Annotated in this window: 23 protein-coding genes, 1 tRNA gene and 2 pseudogenes; 19 read left to right on the top strand and 7 right to left on the bottom strand. The window is 44.1% G+C overall.

What is annotated here, in order from left to right:
• Positions 1-20: 20 nt before the first annotated feature.
• Positions 21-554: pseudogene (locus D8791_RS00830) on the bottom strand (transposase); the annotation flags it as partial.
• 47 nt (positions 555-601) lie between these two features.
• Positions 602-1,527, bottom strand: a pseudogene (locus tag D8791_RS00835) (transposase family protein).
• Between the two features lie 325 nt (positions 1,528-1,852).
• On the opposite strand from D8791_RS00835, the gene comW reads away from it, so the two are divergent.
• From comW to D8791_RS00900, 12 genes are all read left to right on the top strand, one after another.
• Positions 1,853-2,080 (top strand): sigma(X)-activator ComW, encoded by a 228-nt coding sequence (gene comW, locus D8791_RS00840; RefSeq protein ID WP_185760524.1) that lies wholly within the window; start codon positions 1,853-1,855, stop codon positions 2,078-2,080.
• Between the two features lie 243 nt (positions 2,081-2,323).
• Entirely contained in the window at positions 2,324-3,592 is a 1,269-nt protein-coding gene (locus D8791_RS00850; protein WP_125445948.1) for a CapA family protein, read from the top strand.
• Between the two features lie 134 nt (positions 3,593-3,726).
• Positions 3,727-4,098 (top strand): DUF1033 family protein, encoded by a 372-nt coding sequence (locus D8791_RS00855; RefSeq protein WP_061910210.1) that lies wholly within the window; start codon positions 3,727-3,729, stop codon positions 4,096-4,098.
• A gap of 85 nt (positions 4,099-4,183) precedes the next feature.
• Positions 4,184-5,125, top strand: a complete 942-nt coding sequence (comGA, locus tag D8791_RS00860) for a competence type IV pilus ATPase ComGA (RefSeq protein ID WP_125445949.1) — start codon at positions 4,184-4,186, stop codon at positions 5,123-5,125.
• Positions 5,073-6,089 (top strand): competence type IV pilus assembly protein ComGB, encoded by a 1,017-nt coding sequence (comGB, locus tag D8791_RS00865; RefSeq protein ID WP_125446266.1) that lies wholly within the window; start codon positions 5,073-5,075, stop codon positions 6,087-6,089. The genes comGA and comGB overlap by 53 nt, the downstream gene beginning before the upstream one ends.
• On the top strand, positions 6,086-6,403 hold the full coding sequence (gene comGC / locus D8791_RS00870; RefSeq protein WP_125404877.1) for a competence type IV pilus major pilin ComGC: 318 nt from the start codon (positions 6,086-6,088) through the stop codon (positions 6,401-6,403). Before comGB ends, comGC begins: the two co-directional genes overlap by 4 nt.
• On the top strand, positions 6,363-6,797 hold the full coding sequence (gene comGD, locus D8791_RS00875; protein WP_125445950.1) for a competence type IV pilus minor pilin ComGD: 435 nt from the start codon (positions 6,363-6,365) through the stop codon (positions 6,795-6,797). Before comGC ends, comGD begins: the two co-directional genes overlap by 41 nt.
• On the top strand, positions 6,763-7,056 hold the full coding sequence (gene comGE / locus D8791_RS00880) for a competence type IV pilus minor pilin ComGE (protein ID WP_185760525.1): 294 nt from the start codon (positions 6,763-6,765) through the stop codon (positions 7,054-7,056). Before comGD ends, comGE begins: the two co-directional genes overlap by 35 nt.
• Positions 7,040-7,477 carry a competence type IV pilus minor pilin ComGF gene (gene comGF / locus D8791_RS00885; protein WP_005591538.1) on the top strand — a complete coding sequence of 146 codons (438 nt, stop codon included), beginning with the start codon at positions 7,040-7,042 and terminating at the stop codon, positions 7,475-7,477. The genes comGE and comGF overlap by 17 nt, the downstream gene beginning before the upstream one ends.
• Positions 7,458-7,856 (top strand): competence type IV pilus minor pilin ComGG, encoded by a 399-nt coding sequence (gene comGG, locus D8791_RS00890; RefSeq protein ID WP_125445951.1) that lies wholly within the window; start codon positions 7,458-7,460, stop codon positions 7,854-7,856. The genes comGF and comGG overlap by 20 nt, the downstream gene beginning before the upstream one ends.
• Before the next feature lie 80 nt (positions 7,857-7,936).
• The gene (locus D8791_RS00895) at positions 7,937-8,902 is read left to right on the top strand and encodes a class I SAM-dependent methyltransferase (RefSeq protein ID WP_125445952.1); all 966 of its coding nucleotides are present in this window, start codon (positions 7,937-7,939) and stop codon (positions 8,900-8,902) included.
• Between the two features lie 35 nt (positions 8,903-8,937).
• The gene (locus D8791_RS00900; protein ID WP_061910225.1) at positions 8,938-10,131 is read left to right on the top strand and encodes an acetate kinase; all 1,194 of its coding nucleotides are present in this window, start codon (positions 8,938-8,940) and stop codon (positions 10,129-10,131) included.
• Between the two features lie 346 nt (positions 10,132-10,477).
• On the opposite strand, the gene D8791_RS00905 is transcribed toward D8791_RS00900, so the two are convergent.
• Positions 10,478-11,365, bottom strand: a complete 888-nt coding sequence (locus tag D8791_RS00905; protein ID WP_125445953.1) for an RluA family pseudouridine synthase — start codon at positions 11,363-11,365, stop codon at positions 10,478-10,480.
• A gap of 151 nt (positions 11,366-11,516) precedes the next feature.
• On the opposite strand from D8791_RS00905, the gene pbp2a reads away from it, so the two are divergent.
• The 4 genes from pbp2a to nusG all read left to right on the top strand — a co-directional run bounded on the left by pbp2a (position 11,517) and on the right by nusG (position 14,972).
• Positions 11,517-13,739, top strand: coding sequence for a penicillin-binding protein PBP2A (gene pbp2a, locus D8791_RS00910; RefSeq protein ID WP_125445954.1), 2,223 nt, complete (start codon positions 11,517-11,519; stop codon positions 13,737-13,739).
• Positions 13,740-13,799: 60 nt separating this feature from the next.
• Positions 13,800-13,952, top strand: a complete 153-nt coding sequence (rpmG, locus tag D8791_RS00915) for a 50S ribosomal protein L33 (protein ID WP_015605910.1) — start codon at positions 13,800-13,802, stop codon at positions 13,950-13,952.
• A gap of 9 nt (positions 13,953-13,961) precedes the next feature.
• The gene (gene secE / locus D8791_RS00920; protein WP_005592084.1) at positions 13,962-14,141 is read left to right on the top strand and encodes a preprotein translocase subunit SecE; all 180 of its coding nucleotides are present in this window, start codon (positions 13,962-13,964) and stop codon (positions 14,139-14,141) included.
• A gap of 294 nt (positions 14,142-14,435) precedes the next feature.
• Positions 14,436-14,972: a transcription termination/antitermination protein NusG gene (gene nusG, locus D8791_RS00930; protein ID WP_005591544.1), complete on the top strand. Its 537-nt coding sequence runs from the start codon at positions 14,436-14,438 to the stop codon at positions 14,970-14,972.
• 198 nt (positions 14,973-15,170) lie between these two features.
• Here nusG and D8791_RS00935 read toward each other — a convergent pair.
• Positions 15,171-15,241 (bottom strand) — tRNA-Cys (locus tag D8791_RS00935).
• Between the two features lie 274 nt (positions 15,242-15,515).
• Between D8791_RS00935 and rpsB the strand changes: the two genes are divergently transcribed.
• Positions 15,516-16,298 carry a 30S ribosomal protein S2 gene (rpsB, locus tag D8791_RS00940; protein ID WP_015605907.1) on the top strand — a complete coding sequence of 261 codons (783 nt, stop codon included), beginning with the start codon at positions 15,516-15,518 and terminating at the stop codon, positions 16,296-16,298.
• Between the two features lie 81 nt (positions 16,299-16,379).
• Entirely contained in the window at positions 16,380-17,423 is a 1,044-nt protein-coding gene (gene tsf, locus D8791_RS00945; RefSeq protein WP_005591546.1) for a translation elongation factor Ts, read from the top strand.
• 82 nt (positions 17,424-17,505) lie between these two features.
• Here tsf and D8791_RS00950 read toward each other — a convergent pair whose 3' ends face one another.
• Together D8791_RS00950 and leuS are read right to left on the bottom strand one after the other, a co-directional pair.
• The gene (locus D8791_RS00950) at positions 17,506-18,195 is read right to left on the bottom strand and encodes a VIT1/CCC1 transporter family protein (protein ID WP_125445955.1); all 690 of its coding nucleotides are present in this window, start codon (positions 18,193-18,195) and stop codon (positions 17,506-17,508) included.
• Between the two features lie 180 nt (positions 18,196-18,375).
• Positions 18,376-20,877: a leucine--tRNA ligase gene (gene leuS / locus D8791_RS00955; RefSeq protein ID WP_125445956.1), complete on the bottom strand. Its 2,502-nt coding sequence runs from the start codon at positions 20,875-20,877 to the stop codon at positions 18,376-18,378.
• A 180-nt stretch (positions 20,878-21,057) separates the two neighbouring features.
• Here leuS and D8791_RS00960 point away from each other — a divergent pair, with 180 nt between their 5' ends.
• Entirely contained in the window at positions 21,058-21,759 is a 702-nt protein-coding gene (locus tag D8791_RS00960) for an ion transporter (RefSeq protein ID WP_125445957.1), read from the top strand.
• A gap of 72 nt (positions 21,760-21,831) precedes the next feature.
• Here D8791_RS00960 and D8791_RS00965 read toward each other — a convergent pair whose 3' ends face one another.
• Positions 21,832-23,724 (bottom strand): M13 family metallopeptidase, encoded by a 1,893-nt coding sequence (locus D8791_RS00965; RefSeq protein WP_125445958.1) that lies wholly within the window; start codon positions 23,722-23,724, stop codon positions 21,832-21,834.
• Positions 23,725-23,744: the final 20 nt, after the last annotated feature.

Here is a 23,744-nt window from a genome sequence, read left to right on the forward strand (position 1 = left end):
CTGTAGTGGGTTGAAGTCAGCTAAGCTCGAGAAAGGACAAATTTCGTCCTTTCTTTTTTGATGTTTAGAGCGATAAAAATACGCTTTTTGAAATTTTCAAAGTTCCGAAAACCCAAGGCATTGCGTTTGATGAGTTTAATGAGATTATTGGTTGCTTCTAGTTTGGCGTTGGAAAGGGCGTTGATAATTTTATCTTTGTTCTTAAGAAAAGTCTTAAAAACAGTTTGAAAGATAGGATTTATACAAGAAATTGTATCTTCAATGAGTCCAAAGAAATGTTCAGATTGTTTCTCTTGAAAATGAAAAAGCAAGAGTTGGTAGATTTCATAATGTTCTCTGAATTCTTGAGAGTAAGAGAGCAGCTTTTCCAGAATCTCTTTGTTGGTCAAATGCGTACGAAAAGTCGGACGATAAAAGCGTTTATGACTTAGTTTGCGACTATCTTGTTGGATGAGTTTCCAGTAGCGTTTCAGTGCCTTATACTCGTGCGATTTTCGATCCAATTGATTCATGATTTGAACACGAACACGGCTCATAGCACGGCTGAGATGTTGTTGAAAAGGCAACAGTTTGCTGTACAAAATTTATAAAGTGTATTGATTTAACTCATTAACCTCATTGTCATGGGTGTTTGATAATTAAGATTGTCATGAAACCGGTGAATATTTCACTAGTGGACATAATTTCTTGTCTTAATTAATAGTTAATTATTTTTAAGCTTGAATACTCTCTTGATTGAGTAATTCAAGCTTGAAAGCATGTTAAGTACTTGCAGCTAAAGCATTGTCGTAGGGACAATCAGATTGGTTCAGTGAATGAGCAATATTGAAAGATTGAAGTATTTCATCAATTGAAGCATTGTCAAACTCTTTTGTCCTACCAGAATTAAAGAGATAGACCTCAGTTAAAGCATAAGGAATGCTCCGTAAAGCTTCTTTGATTAAGTCATTTGTCTTGGGCTAGCCATCGGATAACTCTATAATTTCTAGGTTATAGAGATAGATGATAAAATAGACATAGATTCAACGTATCCCAACTCGGACATAAGTCAAATCAGTTACCAACACTTCTAAGGACTTGTAGTTGTCGAATTCTCTGTCTACATGATTGGAGCTGGAGTTTCATTTTTTCTTTTTTAATGGGTGTTGAAACTTGCTTTCTGATACGCTTAGATCAAGTTTAATCTCTTCATGATTCGATGGATTAGACGTCGTGAAAGCTAAATTTCTTGTTTTTTAGGAATCTACACATGGTAGAAATGCTGTATCATCCTTGTTAGCAGTTATTTTTCTCCTTTTTGCCAACATCACTGTTGCTTGTTTTTAGGATATCAATCTGCATTTTAAGTTCTTTATTACCCTTTCTATGAGTAATGAATTCTCACTGTTCATCCGTAAAATTATTAATAGTTTTAAATGAATTAGTAGTTCTGGCTTGTTTGACTCAATTATAGAAAGTTAAAGGGGTAAGATCATATTCCATAATAACGTTACTATCCTTTTTCCCAGTAGTATAAAGGGAAATGATCTATTGTTTGAAGTCATCTGCAAAAATGCGACGTGGTTTTCTAAACATAAAATTTTCTTATTCCTTTAATGTAGAACCCTTTATAATTTTTGTTTAGTTTAGTGTAAACTATTCAAGTTGAGTTCTAAATTTAGAGTATTAAATCGTAAATGATTATCAAAGGCTTACCCCCTAACCCCCAAATGTCAAAAATATTCCCTGAAATGTCATTTTCTAGTGACTACCCCTACCTTTTGGCTCTAAAATGAGACCAGATACCTTTCTTGTCCCTAATCCCCTCCTTTTTGCGTTAAACTAGTGTTAAAGCAAAAAGATTGGAGTTATGATGGAAATTCAAAAAATTTATAATCAATTCAGAGATTACTATGGGGAGCTTGAGGCTGAGTATGCTCATTGTCAAAAGGCTAGCATGGAGTGGGAAAGTCTGCATCTGCGCTATCTGATTTACTATCTGATACGCTATGATATTGGGGAGATCAAGTTTTTTAATGCCTATCATTATCGGGCAGCTTACCGCTGGTATTTGCAGTCCTTGATGTTGAGCTCGGCTTGATATTTAGAGAGTGGGACAGAAATCGGTTATTCGTTAGAATTCGATTTCGTCGTCCCACCTCCGCACAGTTGAGTAGGGCTGTAAAAGCTGATGAAATCAGCGTAGTAGAGCCCACTCAACCACTGCGTCTTGCTCGACAATCCAAAGACAATTGAGAGACTAGGACTTTTGTCCCAGACTCTTTTTTAATTCCCTTAGGAGGATAATTTATGATAAAATATAAGTAATATGGAGGTTGGCAAAATGGAGAAAAGATCTGAAATCAAGCGACAAGCAGCAAGAAGTAACCGTGCTTTTATCCTTGCCCTGCTGGGAGCAGTATTTGTATCAGCGGCAGCAATTTTATTCTTCCAAAGCATCATGGGGATGTCTAAGGGAAGCGGTAGGAATGCTGCTAAAGATGCTCCTAAGTCCTCCTCGGTTGCAGGAAAGAAGACCGACTCGAAAACGGTGCGCATTATGGCTAATGGCGACCTTTTGTACCATGATGGGCTTTATATGAGCGCTCAAAAGGCCGATGGTAGCTATGATTTTTCGGAAAATTTCACCTATGTCAAGGACTGGCTCCAGCAAGGGGACTTGGTCTTGGGGGATTTTGAAGGGACCATTCGCTCAGACTATCCTTTGGGAGGCTATCCGCTTTTCAATGCTCCGGAGGCTGTTGTCCCCGCCATCAAAGATGCTGGTTACCAAGTGGTGGATCTGGCCCATAATCACATCCTAGACTCAGGGCTTGAGGGAGTCTTTACGACTGCCAAAGCCTTTGAAGATCACGGAATTAGCCCAGTCGGTGTCTATACTCACAAAAACAGGGATAAATCGCCCATCCTGATCAAAGAGGTAAAAGGTATCAAGATTGCTATTTTGGCTTACTCCTATGGCTTTAATGGCTTGGAGTCCAATCTCAGTCAGAAGGAGATTGATCATCACCTATCGACCTTTGATGAGGAGAAGATGAAGGCTGAGATTGAGCAGGCGGAGAAAGAAGCGGACATTACAGTAGTCATGCCGCAGACGGGGATCGAATACCAGCTGGAGCCAAATGAGGAGCAGGTAGCGCTCTATCATAAGATGGTGGATTGGGGAGCGGACATCATTTTTGGCGGACATCCGCACGTGGTGCAACCCTCAGAAATCCTTGAAAAAGATGGTCAGAAGAAGTTGATTATCTATTCTATGGGGAATTTTATCTCCAATCAGCGGATTGAAACCATGGCTGGTGTGGACACGGCTGAATGGACCGAGCGTGGCGTCTTGATGGATGTGACCATTGAAAAGACGGACAAGGGGACCATTATCAAAACAGCTCAGGCGCATCCCAGCTGGGTCAGCCGTGTGGAAAAGGGAACTTATTCGCCAGAGGGTTACCCGCTTTACACTTATCAAACGCTTATCTTAGAAGATTTCATCGAGGGTGGAAAATATCGCAATCAGCTGGATCAGGCGACCAAAGATCGGATTGATACGGCCTATAAGGAAATGAAAGAGCATGTGCATCTGAATTGGAAATAAGCACAAAAAAGGACACTCCCTTTTGTTTCTTTGCTTTTCTTTGATGAGAAACGAACTATTATAGAGCCCACGAGCAAAATAGTTTCATTATCAAAGAATTTTATATATAATATAGGATACAAAAGGGGACAGGTATGTACAGCGTAATAGAAATGTATGGCGATTATGAGCCCTGGTGGTTTTTAGACGGTTGGGAGGACGATATCATTGAGAAAAGGTATTTCGATGATTATTATACCGCCCTCAAATACTATAAGCACCGCTGGCTAGAGATGTCTGAGGCGTCGCCACTTTATAAAAGCCGCAGTGATCTTATGACGATTTTCTGGGATCCGGCCGATCAACGTTGGTGTGAGGAGTGCAATGAAGATATTCAGCAATACCACTCCCTGCTTTTGTTAGAAAATGAAAGTAAGATCCCCAAGAGCAAGTATCGTCCAGGCTACCGCAAGCAAAATGCTACTGAAAAACACCGTATTTGCAAAATTAAGGTGCGGGCTAGATAGGATAAAAGTTAAAGAATGGAGAAAATTTCTTCATTCTTTTTTTATTTTTTCTCATTTTGTGCGAATAGTAAGGTGAGGAGGACTTATGGTTCAAAAAATTGCAAAGGAAATAATTCAATTGGCCAGGCAGGAAGCGGCCCAAGATATCTATCTGATTCCCAAGAGCACCTGCTATGAGCTTTATATGCGGGTGGGAGATGAGCGGCGTTTTATTCAGACCTATGATTTTGATTTATTATCGTCAGTCATAAGCCATTTTAAGTTTGTCTCAGGCATGAATGTCGGGGAGAAGAGGCGCAGCCAGCTAGGCTCCTGTGATTATGATTGTGGAGATGTGACGGTCTCACTTCGTCTGTCAACCGTCGGGGATTACCGTGGCTATGAGAGCTTGGTGATTCGGCTCTTACATGATGAGGAGCGTGAGCTGCGTTTCTGGTTTGACAATCTGCCTGATCTTCGTAAAAAAGTAAATTCTCGCGGCCTTTATCTGTTTTCAGGACCAGTTGGTAGTGGAAAGACGACGCTGATGCACCAGCTGGCTCAGATGAGATTTGGCCAACAACAGGTCATGTCTATCGAAGACCCTGTGGAAATCAAGCAGGAAAACATGCTCCAGCTTCAGCTGAATGAAACTATCGGGATGACCTATGACAGCCTCATCAAGCTGTCTCTGCGCCACAGGCCGGATCTCTTGATTATCGGGGAAATCCGCGACCAAGAAACGGCCCGAGCGGTGGTAAGGGCTAGTTTGACAGGGGCTACGGTCTTTTCAACTATCCATGCTAAGAGCATTCGCGGAGTGTATGAGCGCCTGCTAGAGCTGGGTGTCAGTGAGGATGAGCTGCGCATGGTGTTACAGGGCGTTTGTTATCAGCGCTTAATCGGGGGAGGAGGTGTGATCGACTTTGTCAACCAAGACTATCAAAAGCATGAAGCCAGTCTCTGGAACCAGCAGATTGACCAGCTTTTTGCAGATGGACATATCACAGCTGATCAAAGGCAGGCGGAAAAAATTATCTACGCCTAAGCAAAAGAAAATTATCGAGCTGTTCCGCAATCTATTTACCAGCGGTTTCCATCTTGCGGAGATTGTCGATTTCCTACGGCGGAGTGCCCTTTTAGAGGAGGCCTATGTCGCGGAAATGCGTTCGGGTTTGGCTGCTGGCCAGTCATTTTCCCAGATTATGAAGCGTTTAGGTTTTTCAGATAATGTGGTCACCCAGCTATCTTTGTCAGAGTTGCATGGAAATCTAAATCTAAGTTTAGGTAAAATCGAGGATTATCTGGAAAATCTATCCAAGGTCCGTAAGAAATTGATTGAGGTGGGGACTTATCCCTTGATGCTGCTTGGATTTTTAGTACTGATTATGCTGGGCTTGCGTAATTATCTCTTGCCTCAGTTGGACAGTCAAAATATGGCTACTCAGTTCATTCATTATCTACCGCAGATCTTTCTGGGAGGCGTTCTGGTGAATTGCTTGCTGATTTGCGGTGGCTGGTTTTATTATCGCAAGAGCTCTAAAATGAGGTTTTTCAGCCGTTTGGCCAAGTTTCCTTTTGTTGGAACGCTCGTTCGAGCCTATCTGACGGCCTACTATGCGCGTGAATGGGGAAATATGATTGGGCAAGGATTGGAATTGAGTCAGATCTTTCTCATCATGCAGGACCAGCCTTCTCAGCTCTTTCAGGAGTTGGGACGAGACTTGGAGACGGCTCTAGGTGCAGGTCAGGGCTATGCCGAGAAGGTCGGCACCTACCCCTTCTTTAAGAAAGAGCTATCCTTAATCATCGAGTACGGGGAGGTCAAGTCCAAGTTGGGTGACGAATTGGAGCTGTATGCCGAAAAGACTTGGGAAGAGTTTTTCCTGAGAATCAATCGTGCCATGAATTTGATACAGCCTCTCGTCTTCGTCTTTGTCGCCCTCGTGATCGTTTTACTTTATGCAGCCATGTTGCTGCCAATTTATCAGAATATGGAGATTCAATTATGAAAAAATTAAAAACTTTGAAGGTCAAAGCTTTCACTCTGGTGGAAATGTTAGTCGTTCTTTTAATCATCAGCGTCTTGATGCTCTTGTTTGTCCCGAATTTGACTAAGCAGAAGGATGCTGTTTCAGATACGGGCAATGCGGCCGTAGTCAAGGTGGTAGAAAGTCAAGCTGAGCTTTATGAATTGAAGAATGTTAATGAAAAAGCTACTCTAGGGAAATTGGTTGCTGATGGTCGGATTACCGATAAGCAGGTAGCATCCTATAAGGCTTACTATGGAAAAAACAGCAGTGAACCTCGTGCAGTTGCGGATTAAGGCTTTTACGCTGTTAGAAAGTCTCCTGGCTTTATTTGTGGTCAGTTTCATTTTATTAGGTTTATCTGGCTCTGTTCAGGCTGGTTTCAATCAAGTACAGGAGCAGCTGTTTTTCCTAGAATTTGAGCATCTTTATCAGGAGAGCCAAAAACTAAGTGTGGCTGGACATGAAAAGATCAAATTGACCATTTCGGACTGTAAGATTTCCAACGGCTATCAGCAAGTAGAATTTCCCAAGACTTTGCAGGAACATGCTCCTCAGACTATTCAGTTTGATCAGGCTGGCGGGAATTCTTCGCTCAGCAAAATTGTTTTTCAAACGGAGGATAAAAAGGTTGTTTACCAGCTTTATATGGGTAATGGAAAATTTAAAAAGACGACGAATGAAGGCTAGCATTTTGCTGGAGGCCTTGGTGGCAATGGCGGTTTTTGCGGCTATTGCCAGCCTCCTGCTTGGGCAGATTAGTCAGTCGCGTCAGGAACAGATTCGCTTATTGCAGGAGGAGGAAGTCTTACGGGTTGCTCGGATGGCCATGCAGACGGGGCAGGAAAATCTGACGGTCAACGGCATTACAGTCCGCCAGGTTAAAACAGACCAGCAATTAACCGTCTATCACCAAGAGGAGAAGGTGCTCAGTGTTAAAAAACGTTAAAATCAAAGCTTTTACACTTTTAGAGACTCTAGTCGCCCTGCTGGTCTTGAGCGGTGGCATGTTGGTCTTTCAGTCGATGACCAAGCTTCTGGCTTTTGAACTGCGACATCAACAGGAAAATAAGCAGCAGGAATGGCTCTTATTTGTCGATCAGTTGGAGACGGAGCTATCGCGCAGCCAATTTGACCGAGTCGAAAACGACAAAATCTATGTCAAACAGGATGGCAAACATATAGCTTTGGGCAAATCTCGGAGTGATGATTTTCGCAAGACGGATGCTTCGGGACGTGGCTATCAACCCATGATCTATGGACTTAAAGCTGCTCCGGTCAGTCAGGAGGGGGACCTTGTTCGCTTTCGCTTCCGGTTTGAAAATAATTTAGAAAGAGAGTACATCTATCGTGTTCAAGATAAAAGTTAAGGCAGGCATTTTGCTCTATGCCCTCTTCATGGCAGCTGTCTTTAGCTTGCTCTTGCAATTTTATCTGAATCGGCAGGTGGCCAATCAGCGCCTCTTTCAAGCCAATCGGGATCGGACAGAAGCCTATGCCTTGGCTGTTTTGACCAAGGAGACTGCCACAGAGGAGAGCGGGCAATTAGTCTTCGACCAAGGGAGCACCCATTATCGCAGGCAGGGAAATATGCTGGAAGTCAGTAGCCAACTCGCCAATCAGAAGAGCTATTCTTTCTATTTTGAGAGCAAAAAGGAGCCAGAGAAGAAGGCTAAAGATGGCAAAGACTCCAAAAATGCCAAAGAAAGTAAAGAGTCCTCTCCTTCAACTGACAAGAGAAGCGACTAATATAAATGTAAAAGATTTGTAATCCGATAGCCCTTGGAAAGAGGGCTTCTTTTTGGTATCATAAGACAACGGAGGATGCCATGAAATTTGAAAAAATAGAACGAGCTTTTCATCTACTTTTAGAAAACGTGCAAAATATCCAAAATGTGCTGGGGACTAATTTTTATGATGCCTTGATTGAGCAAAATGGGATTTATCTGGACGGAGATACAGAATTACAAGAAATTCTGAAAAATAATGAGAAACTCCGTGCCTTGCATTTGACCAAGGAGGAGTGGCGTCGGGCTTATCAGTTTATTTTTATGAAGGCTTCTCAGACAGAGCCACTCCAAGCTAATCACCAGTTCACACCGGATTCGGTCGGCTTTTTGCTGAGTTTTTTGATTGACCAGTTGGCCCAAGACGAGAGAGTTGATTTGCTAGAGATCGGTAGTGGGACAGGCAATTTGGCGGAGACTCTGCTCAACCACACGCAAAAGAATATGGATTATCTGGGCCTAGAAATTGACGATTTGCTGATTGATTTGTCTGCCAGCATTGCCGAAGTTATGAATTCTAAGGCACACTTTGCTCAAGGAGATTCGGTGCGGCCTCAGGTTCTGAAAGAAAGCGACTTGATTGTCAGCGATTTGCCAGTGGGCTATTATCCAGATGATGCCGTGGCGGCTCGTTATGAGGTTGCCAGTCCAGACGAGCATACTTACGCCCATCATCTCTTGATGGAGCAATCGTTAAAATATTTGAAACCGGGGGGCTATGCTATCTTTCTCGCGCCAAATAATCTGCTGACGAGCCCTCAAAGTCATCTGCTGAAAAAATGGCTGCTTTCTAGTGCCCAGCTCTTGGCAATGATTTCCCTACCAGAGAAGATTTTCGCGAGCCGACAGAATGCTAAGACGATATTTGTCCTGAGAAAACAAGGCGAATCAGACATTCAGCCGTTTATCTACCCTTTGCAGGACTTGCAAAGTCAGGATGAAATCTTGAAGTTTCGTGAAAGTTTTCAAAACTGGGTCAAAGTTAGTGAAATTCAAACAAATTTTTGATATAATAGTTTGAAAACGCTTAAAGAGGTGACGAGATGTCAAAAACTATTTCTATCAATGCTGGAAGTTCGAGTGTAAAATGGCAACTTTATTCAATGCCAGAAGAAAAGGTGCTGGCTAAAGGTTTGATTGAGCGGATTGGTCTCAAGGACTCAATCTCTACGGTTAAATTTGATGGTCGTTCTGAACGCCAAACCTTAGATATTGCTGACCATACACAAGCTGTGAAAATTTTATTGGACGATTTGAAACGGTTTGAAATTATTCAATCTTACGATGAAATCACAGGTGTTGGGCACCGTGTCGTAGCTGGAGGCGAGTATTTCAAAGAATCAGCTCTTGTGACTGACGATGTGTTGGAAAAGATTGAAGAGTTGTCTCTGCTAGCTCCTTTACACAATCCTGCTAATGCTGACGGTATCCGTGCTTTCAGGCAACTTCTTCCAGACATTACCAGTGTGGCTGTTTTTGATACATCATTCCACACAACTATGCCAGAAAAGGCTTATCGCTATCCATTGCCAACCAAGTATTACACTGAAAATAAGGTTCGTAAATACGGAGCGCACGGAACTAGCCATGAGTATGTAGCCCACGAAGCTGCCAAACTTTTGGGTAAACCGATTGAAGAATTGAAACTTATCACTTGCCACATCGGAAACGGTGCTTCTATCACGGCAGTTGATAAAGGGCGCTCAGTGGATACTTCTATGGGCTTCACTCCTCTTGGTGGAGTTATGATGGGAACACGTACGGGTGACATCGATCCAGCGATTATTCCATACTTGATGCAGCATACAGATGACTTTAACACGCCAGAAGATATCAGTCGAATTCTGAACCGTGAATCTGGACTGTTGGGCGTTTCTGAGAAATCAAGTGATATGCGCGATATTCACGAAGCTATGCGTGCAGGTGATGAAAAGGCACAATTGGCAAATGAAATTTTTGTGGATCGCATTCAAAAATACATTGGTCAGTATTTAGCTGTTTTAAATGGAGCAGACGCCATTATCTTTACAGCTGGTATCGGTGAAAACTCTGTGACTATCCGTCGCATGGTTATCGAAGGAATTTCTTGGTTTGGCTGCGATGTCGATCCAGAGAAGAATTTCTTTGGTGCTACAGGAGATATTTCAACAGAAGCTGCTAAAGTCAGAGTTCTGGTTATCCCGACAGATGAAGAGTTAGTCATTGCGCGTGATGTAGAACGTTTTAAAAATCAATAATCAAAAAGCTCAGCCTAGCTGAGCTTTTTCTTGTGATTTTGTGATTATTCTTTGGTCAGATAGGATGATTCAAAGCGGGTCGGAGCTTGTAGCAGTAAGAACTAATAGTCAAGTATGGACTGGAAATCAATTTGACACAAGGTAGATGATCTATAAAGAACGGGTAGATACTTGTTTGTATCTGGCGTGCTAAGTTGCTAATTAGAGGAGAAGAAAAAGACGATGTCCGGTAGGGAATCGTCTTTGAAGCTACTTATATTTTTTGGTAAAAAATCTGACTCTTCTAGAGGCTGCAGCTAGTTGAGTGTCTGGAGTGCTAGCCTTGGAGACTCGGCAATCAGGCAAGCTATCGATTTCTAGCCTTGCTTCTGTACCGTTTGATTTCTGCTTCAAAACTCTCTGACGGTGCTTCCACGTTGATGGTTTCTAGGGTGAATGGATGAGTCAATGTTAAGCGGTGAGCATGGAGCATGAGGCGACCTTGGGGTTGAGGATGGTAGAGGGGGTCACCGACGATGGGATGGCCGTGATGGGCGAGATGGACGCGGATTTGGTGAGTCCGTCCTGTTTTTAATTGGCATTTGACCAGAGTCGTATTTCCAAAGTCCTTGAGTCGGGTTACATGAGTTTCAGCGTAGAGGCCCTTTTTCGGATCAATGAGTCGTTTCCTTCGGTCATGGCGGTCGCGTCCGATTTTATCTTTATAGACGATAGTTTTGCTGGGAAATTTTCCTTGAGCAAGGGCCCAATATTCACGGGAGATTTCTTTGTTTTCCAAGAGGCGGTTGAGAATGGGGAGGACAAAGGGATTTTTGGCAAACAGGATGGCGCCGCTGGTTTCTTTGTCTAGCCGGTGGACGACATAGCAGGTCTGTCCGACATAGCTTGACACATGGTTGAGCAGAGCGACTTCTGTCGGCTCATTGCCGTGACTTTTCATGCCGTTTGGCTTGTTGACGATGATGAGATGCTCGTCCTGATAGAGCTCCTCGACCAGATGAGGCTGGCCAGCGGGGAGTTCTTTTTCTGGATAATCCTCTTTGTCAAAGGTCAGTTGAATGCTGTCACCAGGCTTGACCAAAGTTTGCCAATGGATGGACTCACCGTTGACCAAAATGTGTTTCTTGGTTCGGAGAAAGTGACGAATCTTGCGAGGAATGAGCAGTTGGTCTTCTAGTAATTCTTTGACGGTCATCGGAGGCAGGCTTGCGGGGATGGTAATAGTAAATTTCATGTTTTCATTGTAGCAAAAACTAGCCCATTTGGAAATGCTTCGTTGGAAAGAGGAAAGGAGCCCTGCTATTTCCTTAAAGAAAGCTAAAAGGAGTAGAAAGTAGCAGAGTCGTGCCTTGTGTCTGCATGGATAAGGTGATAAAATATGTTTTATGAAGAAATTAAATGATATATTTGAAAAATTAGTCAATCTGTTTAAAACGGATCATCCTGAGAAGAAGGTTGCTGAGGAGCTGGAGGGTGAGACTCCTGAACCTAGATACAGTCGCTCAGGCAAGAGTCGGAAGAAGCCCCTGTCTCAGCATCCCTTCCGCCGCTTTTGGCGCCGGTTTCATCTGACCAAGATATTCTTGATTCTCGGCTTGACCTTTGGTCTGGTGGTTGGTGGCTATCTTTTTTATGTAGCTAAGACGACTAATGTCAAAGACTTGCAGAATGCTCTTAAAGCCACGACCTTGATCTATGATAAGGATGGAAATGAAGCGGGCAGCTTGTCTGGGCAAAAAGGAACCTATGTCGAATTGGATGCGATTAGTCAGGATTTGCAGAACGCTGTGATTGCGACAGAAGACCGATCCTTTTATAAGAATGGCGGGATTAACTACAGTCGCTTCTTTCTAGCCATTTTGACTGCGGGGCGTTCGGGTGGTGGCTCGACTATCACGCAGCAGTTGGCCAAAAATGCCTATCTTTCTCAGGATCAGACCATTGAGCGGAAGGCCAAGGAATTTTTCCTAGCTTTGGAAATTAACAAAAAATACAGCAAGCAGGAAATCCTGACCATGTATCTCAATAATTCTTATTTTGGAAATGGCGTTTGGGGAGTGGAAGATGCCAGCAAGAAATACTTTGGTGTATCTGCCAGCCAGCTCAGTCTAGATCAGTCGGCTGTTCTAGCAGGCATGCTCAAAGGACCAGAACTATATAATCCCCTGTATTCGATTGAGAATGCGACCAACCGTCGTGACACCGTTCTTCAAAATATGGTGGCGGCAGGTTACATTGATCAGGCGACGGCGGATCAGGCTGCGACGGTTGGCATTGGAGGCCAGCTAGTTGATGCCTATGAGGGCAAGTCAGAAGACTACCGCTACCCATCTTATTTTGATGCAGTTATCAATGAAGCGGTCAATGATTACGGTCTGACGGAAGAAGAAATCGTCAACAACGGCTATCGGATTTACACCGAATTGGATCAAAATTACCAAGCCAGCATGCAGGTCATCTATAGCAATGTTGATCTCTTCCCGCAGGCTGAAGACGGAACGAGGGCCGAGTCAGGAAGCGTAGCGCTGGATCCTAAGACGGGTGGTGTTCGGGCTCTGGTTGGTCGTGTCAACAGTGCTGATGGCTCTGCTTTTCGGACTTTCAACTACGCGACTCAGTCTGCTCGTAGTCCAGGCTCAACCATCAAGCCTTTGGTGGCCTACAGCCCAGCTATAGCAGCCGGCTGGTCAACGGATAAGGAACTAGATAATAGTCGGACCGTTTTTGGTGACTATAAGGTTAATAACTACGGCAATATCCAAAGTTCACCGACGGTTCCAATGTATCAAGCCTTGGCTGAATCCCTCAATATTCCCGCGGTTTCAACAGTGGATGAATTAGGCGTGAACAAGGCCTTTGAATACGGCAAAAAGTTTGGTCTTAATATGGACAAGGTGGAACAAAATCTAGGTGTGGCTCTAGGAAGCGGCGTGACGACCAATCCACTTCAGATGGCTCAAGCCTATTCAGTCTTTGCGAATGATGGAGTTATGAATGATGCCCATCTTATCACCAAGATAGAAAATGCTAGTGGTCAGGTTGTCAAAACCCACCGGCAGACTTCTACCCGCGTTCTCAATCGCTCAACCACAGAAAAGATGACTAGTATGATGCTGGGAACTTTCTCAAACGGAACGGGAGTTTATGCGGCTCCTTATGGTTATACAATGGCTGGAAAGACAGGAACGACAGAGACTGACTTTAACCCTGATTTGTCAGGAGACCAGTGGGTCATCGGCTACACACCAGATGTGGTTATCAGCCAATGGCTGGGCTTCCCTAAGACGGATGAAACTCACTATCTGACTGGTACAAGTGCCAATGAAGCTTCGGCTATTTTCCGCAATGTAGCCAACACCATCCTGCCTTATACAGAAGGAACGTCCTTCTCGGGTCAGAAAAATGCTTATGCTGAAAATGGAATTTCCCCAGTCGATACCTACGGTACTGGTCAAACGAATACGACTAGCGAAAATAAAGACTTCCTGAAAGATGTCCAGGAGCGGGCGCAAAACCTGGTAGATGATGCCAAGAAAGCTATCGATGAGTCTGGAATTACTGAAAAAGCCAAAAATCTATGGGATACCATTACTGGGTGGTTCCATTAATCGTCTAAACGGCTTGTCAAAGAAGTAGAAAACTGCTATAATAAGGGGAATGGAGGCGTCATGGCATTAAAAAAAGCGAGTCTAGCGTGTACAGTTTGTGGGTCACGAAACTACTCAATCAAACTTAGTAGCACTCCAAAACCTACGCGTCTAGAAGTGAATAAATATTGTAAACACTGCAGTAAATATACGCTGCATAAAGAAACCAGATAGGAGATAGTTGTGAAATTCATTAAAGATGTTTTCGTTTTGCTACGAGATACAACTTGGCCTACCCGTAAAGAAAGATGGACTGATTTCCTTTCCGTAATGGAATACACAGCATTCTTTGCTGTTGTCATCTATATTTTTGATAAGGTAGTTGCCAGCGGTCTCTTCCGCATAATCAACATGTTTTCATAAGAAAGATGAGGCTGGGACAAAAGTCCTAGCCTCTCAATTGTCTTTGGATTGTCGAGCAAGACGCAGTGGTTGAGTGGGCTCTATTACGCTGATTTCATCAGCTTTTACAGCCCTACTCAACTGTGCGGAGGTGGGACGACGAAATCGAATTCTAACGAATTACCGATTTCTGTCTCACTCTCATTTGTCTGTAAAATATTTACCAAAATGCTTTGTAATTTTAGATTTTATGGTATAATAAGGCTAGATATCAAGCAGAAGCCCTAGGCTTTTTTATTTAGGAAAGGACAAAACATGGACAGTTTTGATAAAGGCTGGTTTGTACTGCAAACCTACTCAGGCTATGAAAATAAGGTAAAGGAAAATCTCTTGCAACGTGCCCAGACCTATAATATGCTGGAAAATATCCTGCGCGTGGAAATTCCGACTCAGACCGTACAAGTCGAGAAAAACGGCAAGAGCAAGGAAGTCGAAGAAAACCGCTTCCCAGGTTATGTATTGGTTGAGATGGTCATGACGGACGAAGCTTGGTTTGTCGTGCGGAATACACCAAACGTAACTGGATTTGTGGGTTCACACGGAAACCGTTCGAAACCAACTCCGCTCTTGGAAGAAGAAATCCGCAGCATTCTGATTTCTATGGGACAAACGGTTCAAGAATTTGACTTGGATGTCAAGGTGGGCGATACAGTTCGCATCATTGACGGTGCCTTTGCTAACTATACTGGTAAAATCACGGAAATTGACAATAATAAAGTCAAGATGATTATCTCTATGTTTGGAAATGACACGGTTGCAGAAGTCAACCTCAGCCAAATTGCTGAATTATAATTTTGGAATGCACTAAAAGGAGCCGGAAAGCACTTTCCGCTCTTTTTTGTTAGCAGCTCTGAGATTTTAGATAAAAGCTGGTCATTCTGGTATCATTACAATTCATTAAACTTGACCAATGATGTAAGAAAGGCGAACAAAAAAGCCTGATTTTTCAGGCTTTTGGTTAGTATAAAGTCGGATTTAAACCGATAAAAAAGGCGGTAGACGGATTTGAACCGACGATCAAGCTTTTGCAGAGCCGTGCCTTACCACTTGGCTATACCGCCACAACTCTTACTATTCTATCGTAAAACAGCCTATTCGTCAAGAGGCTGACCTGACTTAAGTGAGAATTTCTTGAAGGATGCTAGCAGATGGGCTGAATCAAAGCGAGAAAATAGTGGCCAAAGACTTGTCAAAAGCTAGAAAATTTGATATGATAGTAGATGCCGTTTAAACGGCAGAAATACTCATTTTAGATGAATTGTGGAGCCGTTGCCGATTGGTAGCTCTGCGAGCTGAAATCTAAGAGAGGAAAAAAACAAAAAGGAGAATTTACTCATGGCAGTAATTTCAATGAAACAACTTCTTGAGGCTGGTGTTCACTTTGGTCACCAAACTCGTCGCTGGAACCCTAAGATGGCTAAGTACATCTTCACTGAGCGTAACGGTATCCACGTTATCGACCTTCAACAAACTGTAAAATACGCAGATCAAGCTTATGACTTCATGCGTGATGCAGCTGCAAACGATGCAGTTATCTTGTTTGTTGGTACTAAAAAGCAAGCTGCTGAAGCTGTAAAAGAAGAAGCAGAACGTGCTGGTCAATACTACATCAACCACCGTTGGTTGGGTGGAACTCTTACAAACTGGACAACTATCCAAAAACGTGTTGCTCGTTTGAAAGAAATCAAACGTATGGAAGAAGAAGGAATCTTCGAAGTTCTTCCTAAGAAAGAAGTAGCACTTTTGAACAAACAACGTGCTCGTCTTGAAAAATTCTTGGGTGGTATCGAAGATATGCCTCGCATCCCAGATGTAATGTACATCGTTGACCCTCATAAAGAGCAAATCGCTGTTAAGGAAGCTAAGAAACTTGGTATTCCAGTAGTTGCGATGGTTGACACAAACACTGATCCAGACGATATCGATGTGATTATCCCTGCTAACGACGACGCTATCCGTGCCGTTAAATTGATCACTGCGAAAATGGCTGATGCTGTTATCGAAGGTCGTCAAGGTGAGGACGCTGTAGCGACTGTTGAAGCAGAATTTGCTGCAACTGAAACTCAAGCAGACTCAATCGAAGAAATCGTTGAAGTTGTAGAAGGCGACAACGCATAATTTTCATAAGTCAATTAACCTAAAGGGGCGGGGCTCAGCCCGGCCCCTTTATTTAAAAATAGTAAACATAGGAGAAGAAAAATGGCAGAAATTACAGCTAAGCTTGTAAAAGAATTGCGTGAAAAATCTGGTGCTGGTGTCATGGACGCTAAGAAAGCATTGGTTGAAACTGATGGTGACATCGAAAAAGCGATTGAATTGCTTCGCGAAAAAGGTATGGCAAAAGCAGCTAAGAAGGCTGACCGTGTTGCCGCTGAAGGTTTGACAGGCGTTTACGTGGATGGTAACGTTGCAGCTATCGTTGAAGTCAACGCTGAAACTGACTTTGTTGCGAAAAACGCTCAATTCGTTGAATTGGTAAATGCTACTGCAAAAGTTATTGCAGAAGGCAAGCCAGCTAATAACGAAGAAGCATTTGCATTGACAATGCCTTCAGGTGAAACTCTTGAAGCTGCATACGTATCTGCAACTGCAACTATCGGAGAAAAAATCTCATTCCGTCGTTTTGCTTTGGTTGAAAAGACTGATGCTCAACACTTCGGTGCTTACCAACACAACGGTGGCCGTATTGGTGTTGTTTCAGTGATTGACGGTGGCGATGACGCTCTTGCGAAACAAATTTCTATGCACATTGCTGCGATGAAACCAACTGTTCTTTCATACAAAGAATTGGATGAGCAATTTGTTAAAGATGAATTGGCACAATTGAACCATGCTATTGATCAAGACAATGAAAGCCGCGCTATGGTTGATAAGCCAGCACTTCCACACTTGAAGTATGGTTCTAAAGCTCAGTTGACTGACGAAGTGATTGCACAAGCTGAAGCTGACATCAAAGCTGAGTTGGCTGCTGAAGGCAAACCAGAAAAAATCTGGGACAAGATCATCCCAGGTAAAATGGATCGATTCTTGCTTGACAACACTAAAGTTGACCAAGCTTACACACTTCTTGCACAAGTGTACATCATGGATGACAGCAAGACAGTTGAAGCTTACCTTGAATCAGTGAATGCTTCAGTAGTTGAGTTTGTTCGCTTTGAAGTTGGTGAAGGTATTGAAAAAGCAGCTAACGACTTCGAATCAGAAGTTGCAGCAACAATGGCAGCTGCTCTTGGCCAAAACTAATCTAAGTTTATAACAAAAAAGATTGAAGAGAAATTATTTCTTTTCAATCTTTTTTATTATGCTGGCCTGAATAGTTCTTCTTTTAAATTGAGAAGAATTGGCCTAGGAGATAGGTGACAGTCATGGTCAAAAGTCCGATAGTGAGGTTACGGATCATGGCATTTTTAATGGGTGCCTGTCCTAATTTTGCGCTGGTATAGCCGGTTCCCAAGAGGGAAAGAGCTACAACAAGGACGGTCGCTGGAATCCTATAGGCAGCCGGAAGCAGAACGATGGTCAGCATAGGGAAAATTGCACCTATGGCAAAGGCTAGAAAGCTGGATATGGCTGCGTGCCAAGGATTGGTGAACTCTTCGACCTCAATGCCGTACTTTTCCTCTACCAAGGCCTTGAGCGGATCCTGCAAGAAGGCGCGATTGGTCAAGAGTTGGGCAGAAGTCTCGCACTCACCATTTTGGACGTAGGAGGCGTAGAGGGACTGTCTAGCAATATCGGGATTCTTTTCCAAGAGTTCTCGCTCTCTAGCCACTGCAGCCTCCTCAGTGTCCTTCTGAGTGGAGACGGATACGTACTCCCCGCCTGCCATAGAAAAGGCACCGGCAAAGACAGCAGCCAGACCAGATAGAAAGATAATCCAAACATCTTCCGTCGCACTGGCCACCCCGATGACCACCCCTGCGATAGAAATAATACCGTCGTTGGCCCCCAAAACCCCAGCCCGCAAAATATTCAGGCGTCCACTAAAATTTTTGTCAATCTTATGTTCTTCCATTCTGAAACTTTTCTCTTTTCTTTTTATTTATAATCATTATAAATAAAGAGAATGAGGATAGCAAGTGAAAGTAGGAAAATGAGAAAAGTCCGACGATTTAAGAGAAGAAAGTCACTGAAAAAAGGAGCCGTTTTGAATGACTCCTTTCTTTATCATCACTATAATGCTGTAGCAAACTGATTATTTCACCACGATATTAACTAATTTATTCGGCACGCTAATGACTTTGACGATTTCTTTGCCGGCAATTTCAGATTTAATTTTCTCATCTGCCAGAGCGATTTCTTGCAGTTCCTCACAGCTCAGGTCTTTGGCTACGACTAGCTTAGCACGAACTTTACCCTTGATTTGAACTACGATTTCGACCTCTGCTTCGACCAGTTTACTTTCGTCATAAGTTGGCCAAGCTACATAGGAGATGCTCTCGTCTGTTTGGGCAACTGCCTGCCAGAGTTCTTCAGCCAAGTGCGGTGCAAAAGGCGCCAGCAATTGGATAAAGCCTTTGGCATATTCGACATAGAGCTTTTCTTCCTTGTTAGCAGCATTGACAAAGATCATGAGTTGAGCAATAGCTGTGTTAAACTTGAGCTCTTCAATCTGGTCTGTGACAGCCTTGACTGTTTCGTTGTATACCTTGTCCAATGCTCCGCTATTTTCAGTGACCAGCTCCTTAGAGTTAAGGAGACGATAGACCCGATCTAGGAACTTGCGGCTGCCTTCCAGACCTTCCTCGCTCCAAGCGATGGATGCATCCAACGGTCCCATGAACATTTCATAGACACGAAGGGTATCGGCACCGTATTGCTCCACCACATCGTCTGGGTTGACCACATTCTTCAGAGACTTAGACATCTTGGCAGGCGCCTGCTCCAGTTCTTCACCCGTTTCGATGTTGAAGAAAGAACCATCGCGTTTTTCCACCTTGTCTGTCGCTACTAGAGCACCGCGGTGGTCACGGTAGCTAGTCCCCAAGATCATTCCTTGGTTAAAGAGTTTTTGGAAAGGTTCTTTGGTCGGAACCACTCCAAGATCATAAAGGAATTTATGCCAGAAGCGAGCGTAGAGGAGGTGGAGCACGGCATGCTCCGCGCCACCGATGTAAATATCAACTGGCAGCCAAGCCTTGAGCAGCTCTTCGTCTGCTAATTTCTCATTGTTGTGAGGGTCAATGTAACGCAGGTAATACCAGCTAGAACCTGCCCATTGAGGCATGGTGTTTGTTTCACGACGACCTTTGACACCGTCTTCGCGAGTCACTTCCAGCCAGTCAGTCAGATTGGCCAGAGGGCTTTCACCAGTACCAGAAGGACGGATATCCTTGGTTACAGGCAGGACGAGTGGTAGTTCATTTTCAGGGACAGCCGTTGAAGTGCCATCTTCCCAATGAATGATTGGAATCGGCTCGCCCCAGTAGCGCTGACGGCTAAAGAGCCAGTCGCGCAGACGATAAGTGACTTTTTCATTTCCGACACCTTCTGCTTCCAGCCAAGCAACCATCTTGTCAATAGCGGCAGCCTTGTCCAAACCATCTAGGAAACCAGAGTTAATATGCAGACCATCTTCTGTGTAAGCAGCCTCAGCAACATTGCCACCCTCTAGAACCGGAATAATTTCCAAGTTAAACTGCTTAGCAAACTCCCAGTCGCGCTCGTCGTGTGCAGGAACAGCCATGATGGCACCAGTTCCGTAGCTTGCAAGCACATAGTCGGCAATCCAGATTGGGATTTCCTTGCCATTGACAGGATTGATGGCATAAGCTCCTGTCCAGACACCGGTCTTCTCCTTAGCCAAATCAGTCCGAGCCAGGTCGGATTTGAGGCTGGCTGCATGTTTGTAGTCTGCTACTGCTTGGGCTTGCTCTGCACTTGTAATGGCATCGACGAGAGCATGCTCCGGAGCCAAAACAGCATAGGTCGCACCAAAAAGAGTGTCCGGACGAGTCGTGAAGACGGTGAAGTCTTTGTCTGTGTCCTTAATCTTGAAGGTTACATTGGCACCGGTTGATTTACCGATCCAGTTGCGCTGCATGTCCTTGATAGACTCAGGCCAGTCCAGCTCCTCCAAGTCATTGAGCAAACGCTCTGCATAGGCTGTGATTTTCAGCATCCACTGACGCATAGGCTTGCGGACGACTGGATAACCACCGCGCTCAGAAGTGCCGTCTGGCAGGACTTCCTCATTGGCAATAGCCGTTCCCAGCTCTTCAACCCAGTTTACTGGCACTTCAGCTTCATAAGCCAAGCCTTTTTCGTAGAGCTTGGTGAAAATCCACTGGGTCCACTTGTAGTAGTTAGGATCAGTGGTGTTGACTTCCCGATCCCAGTCGTAAGAAAAACCAAGCGCATTGATTTGGCGTTTGAAGTTGGCGATGTTTTCTGCTGTAAAGTCAGCCGGGTCATTCCCTGTATCCATAGCGTACTGCTCGGCTGGCAGACCAAAGGCATCCCAACCCATTGGGTGAAGGACATTGTAGCCTTGCGCGCGCTTGTAGCGGCTGAGGATATCCGTCGCCGTGTAGCCTTCAGGGTGTCCTACGTGCAGACCAGCTCCTGATGGATAAGGAAACATATCCAGCGCATAAAAGTTAGGCTTGTCTTTGTCCGTACCTGTCTTGAATGTATGGTGCTCAGCCCAGTATTTCTGCCACTTGGGCTCGATTTCTTTGTGATTGTAAGTTGCCATAATCATTTACTCTCCAACGATCTTTTCTGTGTTCTAGACACGTTTCTATCTATTATACCATTTTCAAGGGATTTTGAAAGTAACCGACGAAGGAGAATGAAGAAAATCTTTGCGGCTTGGCCTTGACTTATTTTTAAAAATAGATAGAATGAAAGCAAGTTTAAAAAAGTGAGGTTGAGGATGACAAGAAAGATTTTATTTCAGATTATTGAGCCCCATCAAAAGGAAAATGCGATTGAAAAAGCCTATGATGTGCTTATGTTCCTGACTATTATTGTCAGCCTGATCCCCCTGACCACCAAGAGTCACACAGGAATCTTCATGTGGTCGGATTTTGTGTCAACGATTATTTTTATTATTGACTATATCCTTCGGCTTGTAACGGCCGATTATAAATTGGAAAAGGGGAAGTTTTCTTTTTTCCTCTATCCATTTACCTTTCTGGCGCTGGCTGACTTGCTCTGCATTTTGCCATCCCTCTTTTTGTTGAATAATAGTTTGCGGCTCTTTAAGATTTTGCGCATGCTTCGGATCTTGCGCGTCTTCAAGTTTATTCGCTATTCTAAAAATATCCAAATATTGACCAATGTCTTAAAAAAGCAGAAGGAGAGTTTGATGATCGTGAGTCTTTTGGCTCTCGGCTATATCTTCATCTCTGCCCTTATCATTTTTAATGTCGAGCCTAGCACATTTCCTAATTTTTTTGACGCCCTCTACTGGGCAACCATCTCCCTGACGACGGTTGGTTATGGTGATATTTACGCAGTTTCAACGACTGGAAAAATTATTACCATGATTTCTTCCTTTTTAGGAATCGCCATTGTGGCTCTACCTGCCGGTATCATCACGGCCGGCTATATGAAAGAAATCAAAGAACTATAAAAACCTGTTCGGGAAGGCTCTAATGGCCTTCCTGAGCAGGTTTTTTGTTTAATTAAATATTATTGAAGTCCTTTACCAAATCACTACGCGCTCTTCTGGGCTGCGCCACATGCCGTCTCCCTCTTGGACATCAAAGGTCGTAAAGAAGTCGTCAAAGTTAGGTAGCTGGACATTGGTCCGAAGTTTAGCGGGCGCATGGACATCGACGCTGGCTAAGAGCTTCATGTACTCTTCGCGTCCCTTCATCCGCCAGATGCGGGCAAAGTTGGTGAAGAATTCCTCCGCAGAGAAGTCCGCTTCTTTCTTGGCTGCTTCGAGAGCCGCTGCAATACCGCCCAAGTCCGCTACGTTTTCTGAAACGGTCAGCTTGCCATTGACCTTGGCGCCGTAGGAATCTAGACCTTCGAACTGGTCAATGACTTTCTGAGTCCGCTCAGTAAAGGCTTGGTAGTCATGCTCTGTCCACCAGTTGTTGAGGCTGCCGTTTTCATCAAAGGAAGCGCCGTTGGTATCAAAGGCATGGGAAATCTCATGGGCAATAACCGCACCGATACCGCCATAATTGGCTGAAGAAGACTGGTGCAGGTCATAGAAAGGTGCCTGCAGGATAGCCGCTGGAAAGACAATCAGGTTTTTCTGAGGATTGTAGTAGGCATTGACCATATGGGCTGGCATTCCCCATTCTTTGTAATCCACTGGCTGGTTCCACTTGCTCCAACCATACTTAATTTCCACTTGTCGCAGTTTTTGGGCATTTTCGAAGAGGCTGAGATTTTCGTCCACAATTTTGTCTGCATAGCGCTCAGGCAGCTCCTCTGGGTAGCCGATATAAGGCTTGATGACATTGAGTTTTACAATGGCCTTGTCCCGAGTTTCTGGTGTTAGCCAGTCATTGCTTGCGAGGCGTTCTTTGTAGACTTGGATCATCTTGGCTACCTTCTGCTCCACATCGGCCTTGGCTTCAGGGGAGAATTTTTGTCCAGCATACCAGAGTCCGATGGCTTGATTGAAAGGCGCTTGAGCTAGGTAAAAGGCAGCTTTTTTCTTGTCTTGAGCTTGAGGTGTTCCAGATAGGGCGCGACGATAAGCACCTGCTAGGATACGGATTTCGTCAGTCAAGTAGGCTTCAGCTGATGCGATAGCGTTAAAGATAAGCACGGCCTTGAGCAGGGGCCAAGTCTCTTCGCAGTAGAATTGGTCGGCAGCCTGCCAGAAACGCTCCTCTGGTACGATAATCTGGTCAGGAATTTGCCCGATGAGTTGGGTGAAGATGGCATCTAAAGGTAGATTCGGTGCTAAGGTCTTGAAGTCTCCCCACTTGTAAGGGTGGTAAAGCTTGGCATATTCTGAACTTTCCTCACGTGACAGAACGACTTTAGCAATTCGAGCATCCAGTTCTAAAACCTTATCCAGCAAATCTTGGATTTCTTCTGCTGAAAATTCGAATTTTTGCAGCAAAGCTTCGGAAGACTCACGCCATTTTTTCAAGAGCTTGTCCTTTTGAGGATGCCCATTGGCATAGTAGGTTGTGTCTGGGAGAATAGTACCTGGTGCATCTGCCCAAAGGACATTGATACGGGCGTCCATAAAGTCAGGCGCTACACCAAAAGGAAAGAAATTGGGCTTGCCAGCCAGCTCAAACTCGGCAATCTTTGTGGTAAATTCTGCAAAGGAGTTGAGTGCTTGGTATTCCGCAATCAAAGGCAAAACAGGCTTGGTACCGAGTTCTTCCCGTTTGTCATAGTCAGCTGTTAAACGATGGTACTTGATAAAGTTTTGCAAAATAGCATCATCAGGAACTTCCTCACCCCGCAGCCATTGATCAGTAGTGGAGAGCATCAGCTTTTCAATCTCATCTGACAGATCTGTAAAACCACCAGTTACGGGCTTATCATCTGGGATAACCGCTGTTTTGGCCCATTCACCATTAATGGCATCATAAAAATCATCTTGTAAACGTGTCATCTTGTTCTCACTTTCATGCT

This window comes from Streptococcus cristatus (assembly GCF_003943515.1).
GTDB classification, from domain to species: Bacteria; Bacillota; Bacilli; order Lactobacillales; family Streptococcaceae; genus Streptococcus; species Streptococcus cristatus_D.

Excerpts from the sequence above, each read along its gene's own strand:
- comW (WP_185760524.1), top strand. The coding sequence starts at position 1,853 with ATGGAAATTCAAAAAATTTATAATCAATTCAGAGATTACTATGGGGAG.
- D8791_RS00850 (WP_125445948.1), top strand. The coding sequence starts at position 2,324 with ATGGAGAAAAGATCTGAAATCAAGCGACAAGCAGCAAGAAGTAACCGT.
- D8791_RS00855 (WP_061910210.1), top strand. The coding sequence starts at position 3,727 with ATGTACAGCGTAATAGAAATGTATGGCGATTATGAGCCCTGGTGGTTT.
- comGA (WP_125445949.1), top strand. The coding sequence starts at position 4,184 with ATGGTTCAAAAAATTGCAAAGGAAATAATTCAATTGGCCAGGCAGGAA.
- comGB (WP_125446266.1), top strand. The coding sequence starts at position 5,073 with ATGGACATATCACAGCTGATCAAAGGCAGGCGGAAAAAATTATCTACG.
- comGC (WP_125404877.1), top strand. The coding sequence starts at position 6,086 with ATGAAAAAATTAAAAACTTTGAAGGTCAAAGCTTTCACTCTGGTGGAA.
- comGD (WP_125445950.1), top strand. The coding sequence starts at position 6,363 with ATGGAAAAAACAGCAGTGAACCTCGTGCAGTTGCGGATTAAGGCTTTT.
- comGE (WP_185760525.1), top strand. The coding sequence starts at position 6,763 with ATGGAAAATTTAAAAAGACGACGAATGAAGGCTAGCATTTTGCTGGAG.
- D8791_RS00895 (WP_125445952.1), top strand. The coding sequence starts at position 7,937 with ATGAAATTTGAAAAAATAGAACGAGCTTTTCATCTACTTTTAGAAAAC.
- D8791_RS00900 (WP_061910225.1), top strand. The coding sequence starts at position 8,938 with ATGTCAAAAACTATTTCTATCAATGCTGGAAGTTCGAGTGTAAAATGG.
- D8791_RS00905 (WP_125445953.1), bottom strand. The coding sequence starts at position 11,365 with ATGAAATTTACTATTACCATCCCCGCAAGCCTGCCTCCGATGACCGTC.
- pbp2a (WP_125445954.1), top strand. The coding sequence starts at position 11,517 with ATGAAGAAATTAAATGATATATTTGAAAAATTAGTCAATCTGTTTAAA.
- rpmG (WP_015605910.1), top strand. The coding sequence starts at position 13,800 with ATGGCATTAAAAAAAGCGAGTCTAGCGTGTACAGTTTGTGGGTCACGA.
- nusG (WP_005591544.1), top strand. The coding sequence starts at position 14,436 with ATGGACAGTTTTGATAAAGGCTGGTTTGTACTGCAAACCTACTCAGGC.
- rpsB (WP_015605907.1), top strand. The coding sequence starts at position 15,516 with ATGGCAGTAATTTCAATGAAACAACTTCTTGAGGCTGGTGTTCACTTT.
- tsf (WP_005591546.1), top strand. The coding sequence starts at position 16,380 with ATGGCAGAAATTACAGCTAAGCTTGTAAAAGAATTGCGTGAAAAATCT.
- D8791_RS00950 (WP_125445955.1), bottom strand. The coding sequence starts at position 18,195 with ATGGAAGAACATAAGATTGACAAAAATTTTAGTGGACGCCTGAATATT.
- leuS (WP_125445956.1), bottom strand. The coding sequence starts at position 20,877 with ATGGCAACTTACAATCACAAAGAAATCGAGCCCAAGTGGCAGAAATAC.
- D8791_RS00960 (WP_125445957.1), top strand. The coding sequence starts at position 21,058 with ATGACAAGAAAGATTTTATTTCAGATTATTGAGCCCCATCAAAAGGAA.
- D8791_RS00965 (WP_125445958.1), bottom strand. The coding sequence starts at position 23,724 with ATGACACGTTTACAAGATGATTTTTATGATGCCATTAATGGTGAATGG.